The organism is Shimwellia pseudoproteus (assembly GCF_016415625.1).
Classification (GTDB): domain Bacteria; phylum Pseudomonadota; class Gammaproteobacteria; order Enterobacterales; family Enterobacteriaceae; genus Shimwellia; species Shimwellia pseudoproteus.
This window is the reverse complement of the sequence record NZ_WBXP01000070.1, coordinates 1-11,487: the sequence shown is the minus strand read 5'-3', so window position 1 is coordinate 11,487 and position 11,487 is coordinate 1. Positions and strand designations below refer to the sequence as shown.

Genomic DNA, 11,487 nt, shown 5'->3' with positions numbered 1-11,487 from the left:
GACGAAAGCAGGTATGCCTGAAAGTGTGCGTATTGCCTGAAAACACAACCCGCTACGGGGGAGACTTACCCGAAATCTGATTTATTCAACAAAGCCGCGCCAGCGCTGGCGGCAAACCTGATGCAAATCGCCCGGGCGACAGAAACAAACCATGCCGTAAATCGCTATCTTTCCCTGGTTAACCCGGGCAGCGGCGGCGACTAACCGGTATTTTTTGCTGAGATTAATCGACCGGCAGAATATAACGATTAATTTTCTTATTTATGATTAAACGACGTATACGAACGGCAATTTTATTGATTGTTGCTGTTACTGGAACAGTATTAATTCTTACTCCTGAGTTTATTCTCACGCTTCCGCTGGAATATTAATGCCAGCGTGAGTATCCCCCTCTACTCTGGAGTCGTTGCTATGGACAACAACAAAACAACATTATCAAGCGTAATAAAAAATATTATTTTATCCCGCCGGATTATCGCTATGGGTTTACTCCCTGTCGGTTTTATTACGCTAATCCCTCTTTCCAGCGCCAGTTCGGTAACGCCGGAGGCGCAGACCATAGAATACTGGAGAACACCTGAATTTATGTCCCAATGGGGGCTAGAATCTATTGGTGCAGAATATGCTTACGCCAGGGGATATTCAGGGAAAGATATTGCCATTGGTATTCTCGATGAAGCGTTATTCGAACATCCTGAATTTAAAGATAAACTAACGATTATCTCGCCAGATGATCCGCTGAATGCCGCGGTGCTTGACGATGGCTCACTTGAGTTGGGCCTTCACGGGGTGCACGTGGCCGGGATTGCCGCCGCCCGGCGCGATGGGGTGGGGATGCACGGTGTAGCTTATGATGCGGATATTATTGCGGCAAAATATCTGCAAAATGAGGTTGATCATGCCGAAGCGATGATCCAGAGCAATGCGCGGATTATTAATAATAGCTGGGGGTATGAATATACTATCAATCACGATCAAGATGAGGAGCCAATCGTTCTTCCTGATGGCACTTATTATTATGAACAGGCAACCTTACAAACCAATATTGATTATTACGCTCCGCTTATTGATCAAATAAATACATTAACTGGAAAACCAGTCTCCGGTGAGGAGGGGGATTTAAATGCTGAGATTGGTATGCTGCGTGCGGCCCGGAATAATAAGCTGATTGTGATTTCTGCCGGGAACGGTAATAACTATAATGTGCCTATTGGTGTACCGGCATTGCCTTATTTTTCACCGGATGTTTTCTCGCATTTTTTAGCGGTGACTAATCTCGATACTCAAGATGATCTCCACGTGAGTTCAACGTCCTGCGGCTTCACTGCCAGTTATTGTGTTTCGGCACCGGGTGCCGATATTTTCAGTGCTGCCGGGCATCTGGTCTCAACCACCGGCGGTGAGGTTAATCTGGCGGCGCTGCAAAAAGGGGAATTGGGTATTCAACTGGGATATGAACATATGACCGGTACCTCAATGGCGGCGCCGATGGTGAGTGGTGCCGCCGCCGTATTAATGCAGCGTTTCCCTTATATGACCACGGCCCAGATTGCTGATGTGCTGAAGACCACGGCGGTGGATCTGGGGGCGCCGGGGCTGGATGCGCGCTTTGGCTGGGGGAAAATCAGCCTGCGTAACGCCATTGATGGCCCGGGGATGTTTGTTACCCGGCAGGATATTCCCGGGGAGTTCTATATTGACGGGACATACAGTGATACGCAATTTACCGCTAATCTACCGGGGATCGGGGCGGTGCTGGATGCCGGCACCCCACTGGAACGCGTTTGCGGCACCCGCGAGTGTGCCTGGGATCGCTGGGATAATGACATCAGCGGTCACGGTGGGTTAACTAAAATCGGCAGCGGCACCCTGGTGCTGAACGGCAACAACAGTTACCGCGGGCCAACCCTGGTGAACGAGGGGAAACTGGTGGTTGAGAACGTGGTGGCGTCCGATGTCACCGTGCAGCAACGCGGTACCCTGAGCGGCGGCGGGCAACTTGGCTCGCTGCATGTCGGGGCCGGGGGCACGGTGGCGCCGGGTAACGGCATTGGTACCCTTACTGTGCAGCGCAATGTGCAGTTTGATCCCGGCTCCCTGTACCGGGTGGAGGTAACCCGCAACGGGGAGCATGACCAGATCCACAGCACCGGTAGCGCTATTCTGAACGGTGGTGATGTGGCGGTATCGCTGGTCAATGATGCCAATTTACTTTCTCATGGTGACGTGTTGAGCATGGCGGGCCGCACGTTCCGGATCCTGACCGCCGCTAATGGGGTTACGGGATCGTTTAGCGCGGTGGCCCCGGACTATCTGTTTATCGGCGCCCAGTTGAACGTTCAGCCGGATGCCCTGCAACTGGCGGTGGGCCGTAACCATACCGCGTTTGCCAGCGTGGCGCAGACAGCCAACCAGCGCGCGGTGGCCCGGGCGGCGGATCAGCTGGCCCCGGGTAATCCAGTGTATGAAAGTATCCTGGCCAGCTACACCGCCAGCGATGCGCGCCAGGCCTTTAGCCAGCTGGCGGGGCAAATCCACGGCGATATTGCGTCTGTATTGCTGAATAACAGCCGTTATCTGCGCGATGCCCTGAACGGGCGCTTACGCCAGGCACAGACTGCCGCCCCGGGTACGGGGATTAAGACCAGCGGTAATGGTGTCTGGGGGCAGATGGTGGGTGCCTGGCAACAGGCCCAGGGCAGCGCCGGTATTATGGGCTACAGCGCCGCGACCCACGGGATATTGCTCGGCGGTGATAGCCAGTCTGCTGACGGTACGCTGACCGCCGGGGTGGCGGCCGGGGTTACCCGGACATCGCTGCATGGCGGCAACCGATCAACGGCCCACAGCGATAACTACCATCTGGCGCTGTATGCCGGGAAAACCGCCGGCCCCGTTGCCCTGCGTAGCGGGGTAGCCAACAGCTGGCACCGCCTTGATACTGCGCGCAACGTGCGTTATGGCAGCCAGGCAGACAGCGCGTCTGCACGGTATAATGGCGCCACGTTCCAGTGGTTTGGCGAGGCGGGTTATAGCGTCAATAGTGCGGTGGTTGATCTTGAGCCCTTTGCCCGTCTGGCTTATGCCAGGACCCAGCAGGGTAAATTTAGCGAGCGGGGCGGGGCGGCGGCATTACAGGGCCCGGGGGAGAGTATTCACTCGACGTTATCCACCCTGGGATTACGCGCCGGTAAACAGTGGCAGCTGGATAACGGTGTCGGGGTATCGCTGTATGGGGAAGCAGGCTGGCAGCACCAGTACAATGATCCCCGGCGTGGAAGCACCCTTGCGTTTGGTGGCGGCAACCCGTCGTTTTACACCCGCACAGTTGCCGCCCCCCGGGACAGCGCGGTCGTCAAGCTCACGGCCGATATCGCCCTGAGCCAGCGCACCTCGCTGTCGTTTAGCTACAGCGGGCTGCTTTCTGGTCCTCAGCAGGACAACGGCATCCAGGCCGGAATAAAAGTGCAATTCTGATGTCAACGCGCCCCGGCTGCCGGGGCGCGTTATCAGGTATCAGATATCGCGAATACGGGCCATGCAATACACCGTGACCGCAATCATCCCCAGCGCGATATAAAACGCCGCGTGATAACTCCAAATCTCCGCAGAAACCCCCGCCAGGGAACCGGCAATGATCCAGCCCACCCGGGTGGTATTGGTATACAGCGTGGTGGCAGATCCCGCCTGGCCCGGCATCAGATCCTGAAAATAGAGCATCCCGATCCCGGCGAGGATGCCGATAAAGATAGCGTTCAGCAGCTGTAGTCCGAGCAGTACTATTTCATTTTGCAGGGTCAACATACCGAGGTAAAACAGCAGCCCGGCGGCGGTGGCGACCCGCAGCAGAAAGCGTTTCCCGAACCGTTTAGCATAATACCCGGCAATCAGCATGGTCGGGATCTCCAGCCCGGCTGCGGTACCCATCATTACCCCGGCCAGCTTCTCCGGTAAATGCAGCTCGTTAATAATGTAGAGCGGCATATTGATGATATACAGGCTGTTACATCCCCACATCATGGTACAGGCCACAAACAGCAGCAGGGCATCCCGGCGGTGACGGGCCGGGGCCTGGGGGCGTGATGCTGTCGCCTGAGGGGCTTTCGGCATTGAAGGCAGTAACCACCAGACGATGGCGGCACACACCACAAAGGCCAGCCCGGCGCAGAGGTACATCACTTCAAAGCCAAATCCCAGCGCCAGCGCATAGGCCAGTGGCGGGCCAACAACCCAGGCCAGCGATACCTGCGCGCGTAAAATAGAGCTGAACATCACCGCTTCACGGCCGGTTTTATCCGCATGCTCCCGGGCGAGGGCAAACATTTGCGGGTTCGCCGTAGAGCCAAAGCTACTTAAGAAGACGCCGACAAACAGCAATATAAAATAGTTACGATTCCAGGCAAACAGCAGGCAGGCCAGCATCCCCAGCAGGCAACAGCCGAGAATCAAACTCTTGCGATCGCCTTTGCGATCAGATCGCCCAGCGAGAAACTGGCTCACCAGGATGCCGATCACCGCACTGCCGGTAAAAAATAACCCGACCATTGCCGGGCGGGCGTGGACTTCGTCGGTCAGAAACAGGCTCAGGGTCGGGGTTTGCAGTGCAGATGCGATACCGGTCAGGAAAGCGACAATTAAGAACGAGGCCGCGGTCAGATCCCGTCCTGGGATATGCGGCGTAATAGATTCACTGTGCATGGATATCTTGTCTGGTATGAGGAAGGCCCGAATTGTACCGATACCGTCAGCAAAAACCAGCGGTCGGCATCAAATATCCAATAAAAATAAAACATCATTTTAAATTTGATGCACCAGCTGAAGGCTAGCTGAAATGTCCTGTCATCGTTGCTACTGGCGTCAGCACGGTGGCTGAAATTTGTGCGGCAACTCTAATTTTCGTACTTCAGTTTACGACAATGCTTGCGACTTGTTATGGGAATGTACAGACTATTTGAAACGTTTCAGCGTTATCTTGTTTCCACTCCACTGACAGGGTAGCGCCTTTTTAAAGAATAAAGCTGAAACGATTCAATCAGCCAGGAGAAACCGATTATGTTCCAGTTGTCTGAGCAGGATATCCACCCCGCTGCCCAGGCCGCAACTAAAGAGGCGGCAATACGTCTGGTGGCTGACGCGCTGGTTAAGGCTGGCAACGTGGCCCCGGGTTATGTGGATGGCATGCTGGCGCGTGAGCAGCAAACCTCAACCTATCTGGGGAATGGCATCGCCATCCCGCACGGCACCACGGATACCCGTGACAAGGTGCTAAAAACCGGTGTGCAGGTCTTTCAGTTCCCGGACGGGATCAACTGGGGGGAAGGGCAGACGGCGTATGTGGCCATCGGTATCGCCGCCAGTTCTGACGAGCATCTCGGCCTGTTGCGCCAGCTTACCCATGTATTGAGCGATGACGCGGTTGCTGAACAGCTCAGGACCGCCACCACGGCAGACGCGCTGCGCGCCCTGCTGATGGGGGAAAACCAGCGTAGTGAGCTGCTGTTTGATAACCGCCTGCTGGCGCTGGATGTGGCGGCCAGCGATATGGTGACCCTGCAGGCCCTGAACGCCGGGCGTTTGAAAGCGGCGGGCGCCGTGGATGACACCTTTGTTGCCCGGGTGATTACCGGAAGCCCGCTGTGCCTTGGCCAGGGGATCTGGCTGAACGACAGCACCGAGGGCAATCTGGCCAGCGCCGTGGCCATTAGCCGCCCGGCAGCGCCTTTCCTGATTGACGATCAGCCGGTGGCATTGCTGATGACGGTCGCCGTGGCGGACGAACAACCTTTACAGGTATTGAACCGCCTGAGCGATCTGATCACCGGCCAGCAGGTGGATACCCTGCTACAGGCTGATGCCCCGGCGCTGATTGGTCTGCTGACCACCGGTGAAGCCCCCCGGCAGGACAGTCTACAAAGCGCGGAATTTGTGGTCCGCAACGAACATGGGCTCCATGCCCGTCCCGGTACTGTACTGGTGAATACCATTAAAAAGTTCACCAGTGAGATAACCGTGACAAATCTGGACGGAACAGGCAAACCGGCCAATGGCCGGAGCCTGATGAAAGTTGTCGCCCTCGGGGTAAAAAAAGGCCATCGCCTGCGTTTTACTGCCCAGGGTGATGATGCTGTACAGGCGCTGAACGCGATTGGTGATGCGATCGATGCCGGGTTAGGAGAAGCATAAATGAGCAGACGCGTTGCCACTATTACATTGAACCCGGCCTATGACCTGGTCGGTTACTGTGACCAGATTGAGCGTGGGGAAGTTAATCGGGTGAAAACCACCGGCCTGCACGCCGCCGGTAAAGGGATCAATGTCGCGAAGGTTCTCAAAGATCTCGGGATTGATGTCACCGTGGGCGGTTTCCTCGGAAAAGATAACCAGGACGGCTTTCAGCAGTTGTTCAGCGAACTGGGGATTGCTAACCGTTTTCAGGTGGTCCAGGGTCGTACCCGTATCAATGTGAAACTCACCGAACAGGACGGCGAAGTCACGGATCTTAACTTTTCCGGTTTTGACGTCACCCCCGCTGACTGGGAACGTTTTGTTAACGATTCCCTCTCCTGGCTGGGCCAGTTCGATATGGTCTGCGTCAGCGGCAGCCTGCCTGCCGGTGTCAGCCCCCAGGCGTTTACCGACTGGATGACCCGCCTGCGCAGCCAGTGCCCGTGCATTATTTTCGACAGCAGCCGGGAAGCCCTGGAAGCCGGGCTGAAAGCCGCGCCCTGGCTGGTAAAACCCAACCGTCGCGAACTGGAAATCTGGGCAGGCCGCAAGTTGCCGACCCTGGAAGATGTGATTGACGCCGCCCACAGCTTGCGGGAGCAGGGGATAGCCCATGTGGTTATCTCCCTCGGGGCGGAAGGGGCCCTGTGGGTCAATGCCTCGGGCGAGTGGATTGCTAAACCGCCAGCCTGCCAGGTGGTGAGCACCGTGGGTGCCGGTGATTCAATGGTGGGGGGCCTGATTTATGGCCTGCTGATGCGTGAATCCAGCGAGCATACGCTGCGCCTGGCGACCGCGGTGGCGGCAATGGCCGTGAGCCAGAGTAATGTTGGCATCACCGATCGTACGCAACTGGCGGCCATGATGGCCCGTGTCGAACTGAAACCGTTTCATTAACAGCGGGGACGATGCATGAAAACGCTGCTTCTTATCGATCAACACCAGGGACAGGCCCGGGCCTGGCTGGCGAAAAATGTGCTGACCACCGCGGCGGCGGCGGCAGATCTGGTTATCACCGACCAGGCCGAACAGGCTGAACTGGTGATCGTGGCGGGGGAGACCCCCCCGAATACCTCCGGGTTACAGGGGAAACGGGTCTACGTCGGGGCGCTGGAGCAGGCGGTTCAGCATCCGGCGGCGTTTTTGGCTGCCGCCAAAGCGCAAGCCCGGCCCTGGACTGCGCCAGCGACACCGGCCCCCCAGGCGACTGCGGCCCAGAAGCGTATTGTGGCGGTCACGGCCTGCCCGACCGGGGTAGCCCATACTTTTATGGCGGCGGAGGCCATCGAAACCGAAGCCAAAAAGCGCGGCTGGTGGGTGAAGGTCGAGACCCGGGGATCGGTCGGTGCCGGTAACCCTATCACCCCGGAAGAGATTGCTGACGCGGATCTGGTGCTGGTAGCGGCGGATATCGAAGTCGACCTGGCGAAGTTTGCCGGCAAACCGATGTACCGCACCTCAACAGGCCTGGCGCTGAAGAAAACGGCCCAGGAGTTCGATAAGGCGCTGGTTGAGGCAACCCCCTTTACGCCCGCCAGACAGGGGCAGCCAGGTGAGACGGCGGCGGGTAAAAAAGAGCACGCCGGCGGCGGGGCATATCGCCATCTGCTTACCGGGGTCTCTTATATGCTGCCGATGGTGGTGGCCGGTGGCTTGTGTATCGCGCTGTCTTTTGTTTTCGGGATCAAAGCCTTTGAGCAGCCGGGAACCCTGGCGGCGGCGCTGATGCAAATTGGCGGTGGTTCGGCCTTTGCGCTGATGGTACCGGTGCTGGCCGGGTATATTGCGTTCTCGATTGCTGACCGGCCGGGGCTGACGCCGGGTCTGATTGGCGGCATGTTGGCGGTGAGTACCGGGTCCGGGTTTATTGGCGGCATTATCGCCGGTTTCCTGGCGGGGTATGTGGCGAAGGCGATCAGTGGTAAGCTGAAGCTACCGGCCAGTATGGAAGCCCTGAAACCGATCCTGATTATCCCGCTGGTATCCAGCCTGATAGTGGGCCTGGGGATGATTTACGTGATAGGTACCCCGGTGGCGAAAATCCTCACCGGCCTGACCCACTGGCTGCAAACCATGGGCACGGCAAATGCGGTACTGCTGGGGGCTATCCTCGGCGGCATGATGTGTACCGATATGGGCGGGCCGGTGAATAAAGCGGCCTATGCGTTTGGGGTCGGCCTGCTGAGCACCCAGACGTACGCCCCGATGGCAGCGATTATGGCTGCCGGTATGGTGCCGCCGCTGGCGCTGGGGCTGGCAACGCTGTTTGCGCCGCGTAAGTTTGATAAACCCCAGCGGGAAGGGGGCAAAGCGGCGCTGGTGCTGGGGCTGTGCTTTATTACCGAAGGGGCTATTCCGTTTGCCGCCCGGGACCCGATGCGGGTACTGCCGTGCTGCATTATTGGCGGGGCGGTGACCGGGGCAATCTCCATGGCGGTTGGCGCGAAGTTGATGGCGCCTCACGGTGGCCTGTTTGTGCTGCTGATCCCCGGGGCTATCACGCCGGTGCTGGGGTATCTGTTGGCGATTGTCGCCGGGACCCTGCTGGCGGCGGTAAGTTATGCGCTGATTAAGCGCCCGGAAACGGCGCTGGCGGAGAACGCGGCCTGAGGTAAACTGGCAGGTCGTCATCATAACAACGGGGGAGCTGATGCTCCCCCGTTGTTATCTGGTGCATTGCTGTCTGGCGCGTTGTGGTTCAGGCCGCCACGTTATCGGTCTGCTGAGCCTTTAGCCAGGCTATCTCTTCTGCCCAGATATCCGGGTTGGTGGTTTCGAGGATTAGCGGGATATTATCAAACCGCGCATCGCGCATGATCCAGCTGAACGCCTGATGGCCAATATTGCCCATGCCGAGGCTGTTATGGCGGTCTACCCGGCTACCAAACTCACTTTTGGCATCATTCAGATGCATACCGCGTAAATAGCCGAAACCCACCGTGCGTTCAAAATCCGCGAAGGTTTTCTCGCAGGCGTCCGGGGTGCGTAAATCGTAACCGGCGGCAAAGGCATGGCAGGTGTCAATGCAGACCCCCACCCGGGATTTATCTTCCACGCCGTCAATAATAGCCGCCAGGTGTTCAAAGCGGAACCCGAGGTTGCTGCCCTGACCGGCGGTATTCTCGATAACCGCGGTGACACCGACGGTTTCGCTGAGCGCAATATTGATAGATTCAGCAATCCGCGCCAGGCAGGCGTCTTCGTCAATTTGCAGCAGGTGGCTACCGGGGTGGAAGTTAAGCAATGTCAGCCCCAGTTGTTCACAGCGCTGGAGTTCGTCAATGAACGCCTCCCGGGATTTCTCCAGGGCGTCTTCTACTGGATGGCCGAGGTTTATCAGATAACTGTCGTGGGGAAGGATTTGTCCGGGCTGATAACCGTATTGCTCGCAGGCACTGCGGAACGCATCGATGGTTTCGCTACTGAGTGGGGCAGCGCGCCACTGGCGCTGGTTTTTGGTAAATAGCGCGAACGCGGTGGCGTCCAGTTCGTGGGCGCGAAGGGCGGCATTTTCTACCCCGCCAGCGGCGCTCACATGCGCTCCAACATATTTCATCAGATTCTCCTGTCAAACCCGCGCTGGGGAAAGTCTCCATGATAGCGGGTTTGACAGGATTTTTCTGGTTACTGATTAGCCCATGATGACGTGAACGGCGAGGTTAATCCCGGCACCGCCAACAATCAGCCAGATAAACAGCACCAGAGCCATCAGCAGCGGGCGTACCCCGGCTTTTTTCAGGGCGCTGATGTGGGTGGTGATCCCCAGTGCGGCCATGGCCATGGCCAGGCACAGTGTATCAATGGTCACCAGGGTGTTAACCACCGGGGTCGGCAGCAGGTGGAAAGAGTTAAACACCGCCACCAGGATAAACAGGATGGCGAACCACGGAATGGTGATTTTGCTTTTTTCACCGCTGCCCTGAGGCGCCAGACGTTTTACCCGGGCGGCCATATACAGCAGGAACGGCGCCAGCATCATAACGCGCAGCATTTTAGCTATCACCGCGGCACTTTCGGTTTCCGGGCTGATGGCGTGGCCGGCGGCAACCACCTGGGCAACTTCATGCATGGTCGAGCCGGTATAAATCCCGAAGGTTTCCGGAGTGAACCAGTGGCTTACCAGCGGATAGAGCATCGGGTAGATAAAAATCGCCATGGTACCGAAGATAACCACGGTGGCGACCGCTACCGTCACTTTGCTGGACTGGGCTTTTACCACCGGTTCGGTGGCCAGTACCGCCGCGGCCCCGCAAATACTGCTACCGGCGCCAATCAGCCAGGTAGTTTCCTGATCCAGCCCGAACACTTTGCGGCCCAGCCAGCAGGCGATGGCAAAGGTGCTGCACAGGGTGATGGCATCAATTAAGATACCCGCCGCCCCGACATCGGCGATTTGGGCGAAGGTGAGACGAAAACCGTATAAAATGATCCCCAGACGCAGCAAATATTGTTTGGCGAAGATGACGCCGCCGTCGCAGACGCGGCTGAGTTTAGGGTAAAGCGTATTCCCCACCACCATCCCAAACAGGATAGCCAGGGTCAGTGCGCTGAACCCTGCACCGGCAATGGCGGGCACAGAGCCCACTTTAATGGCGATGCCAGTAATAATCGCGGTCAGTATCAGGCCGGGAATAAAGTGCCAGAGTGTGTGGCGTGATGGTGTGTCGAGTGAAGTGGCAGTCATAAATCCCCCTAATCTTGTTGGCTAAAGGATAGGGCTGCGTGGCATAAAATAAAAGTTGATTATATATTTATAATTAATCTGAATAAGTGGTAAAGCACGGTATACGGGAAAAACGGATTCGTTATGCACATCACATTGCGCCAGTTGGAAGTATTTACCGAAGTATTAAAGAGTGGTTCTACCACCCTGGCCTCGCAAATGTTGTCGTTATCTCAGTCTGCGGTAAGCGCGGCGCTCTCTGATCTGGAAGGCCAGCTCGGGGTGCAGTTATTTGATAGGGTAGGGAAGCGGCTGGTGGTGAATGAGCATGGCCGCTTGTTATACCCCAGAGCGGTGGCGCTGCTGGAGCAGGGCAGTGAAATAGAACATATGTTCCAGGAGGATAATGGCGCGATTCGGGTTTATGCCAGTAGCACCATCGGCAACTATATTCTCCCTGAGGTGATTGCCCGCTATCGCCGGGATTTCCCCGGCCTGCCGCTAGGGAAGGTGCGAATAAGCAGGTCATTTCTTCCCAAGCTGACTCGCTGATTAAAATTTCGCGGATCTGGGCCGATTTTTTTCCCGCAAACACATCG

Annotated in this window: 7 protein-coding genes and 1 pseudogene; 5 read left to right on the top strand and 3 right to left on the bottom strand. The window is 57.0% G+C overall.

Going from position 1 to position 11,487, the window contains the following annotated elements:
* Window positions 1-480 precede the first annotated feature (480 nt).
* Window positions 481-3,477, top strand: a complete 2,997-nt coding sequence (locus tag F9C28_RS18765; RefSeq protein WP_233149171.1) for an autotransporter outer membrane beta-barrel domain-containing protein — start codon at window positions 481-483, stop codon at window positions 3,475-3,477.
* A 39-nt stretch (window positions 3,478-3,516) separates the two neighbouring features.
* Here the strand turns inward: F9C28_RS18765 and setB are convergent, their stop codons facing one another.
* The gene (gene setB / locus F9C28_RS18760) at window positions 3,517-4,698 is read right to left on the bottom strand and encodes a sugar efflux transporter SetB (RefSeq protein ID WP_199016804.1); all 1,182 of its coding nucleotides are present in this window, start codon (window positions 4,696-4,698) and stop codon (window positions 3,517-3,519) included.
* A gap of 354 nt (window positions 4,699-5,052) precedes the next feature.
* Between setB and fruB the strand changes: the two genes are divergently transcribed.
* Genes fruB through fruA form a run of 3 tightly spaced genes read left to right on the top strand, consistent with a single transcriptional unit; the run spans window position 5,053 to window position 8,835 of the window.
* Window positions 5,053-6,183, top strand: coding sequence for a fused PTS fructose transporter subunit IIA/HPr protein (gene fruB / locus F9C28_RS18755; protein ID WP_199016803.1), 1,131 nt, complete (start codon window positions 5,053-5,055; stop codon window positions 6,181-6,183).
* The gene (gene fruK / locus F9C28_RS18750; RefSeq protein ID WP_199016802.1) at window positions 6,184-7,122 is read left to right on the top strand and encodes a 1-phosphofructokinase; all 939 of its coding nucleotides are present in this window, start codon (window positions 6,184-6,186) and stop codon (window positions 7,120-7,122) included.
* A 15-nt stretch (window positions 7,123-7,137) separates the two neighbouring features.
* The gene (fruA, locus tag F9C28_RS18745) at window positions 7,138-8,835 is read left to right on the top strand and encodes a PTS fructose transporter subunit IIBC (RefSeq protein ID WP_199016801.1); all 1,698 of its coding nucleotides are present in this window, start codon (window positions 7,138-7,140) and stop codon (window positions 8,833-8,835) included.
* A gap of 88 nt (window positions 8,836-8,923) precedes the next feature.
* On the opposite strand, the gene nfo is transcribed toward fruA, so the two are convergent.
* Together nfo and F9C28_RS18735 are read right to left on the bottom strand one after the other, a co-directional pair.
* On the bottom strand, window positions 8,924-9,781 hold the full coding sequence (nfo, locus tag F9C28_RS18740) for a deoxyribonuclease IV (protein ID WP_199016800.1): 858 nt from the start codon (window positions 9,779-9,781) through the stop codon (window positions 8,924-8,926).
* A gap of 75 nt (window positions 9,782-9,856) precedes the next feature.
* Window positions 9,857-10,909 (bottom strand): YeiH family putative sulfate export transporter, encoded by a 1,053-nt coding sequence (locus F9C28_RS18735; protein WP_199016799.1) that lies wholly within the window; start codon window positions 10,907-10,909, stop codon window positions 9,857-9,859.
* A 123-nt stretch (window positions 10,910-11,032) separates the two neighbouring features.
* Between F9C28_RS18735 and F9C28_RS18730 the strand changes: the two are divergent.
* A pseudogene (locus F9C28_RS18730) lies at window positions 11,033-11,392 on the top strand (LysR family transcriptional regulator); the annotation flags it as partial.
* Window positions 11,393-11,487: the final 95 nt, after the last annotated feature.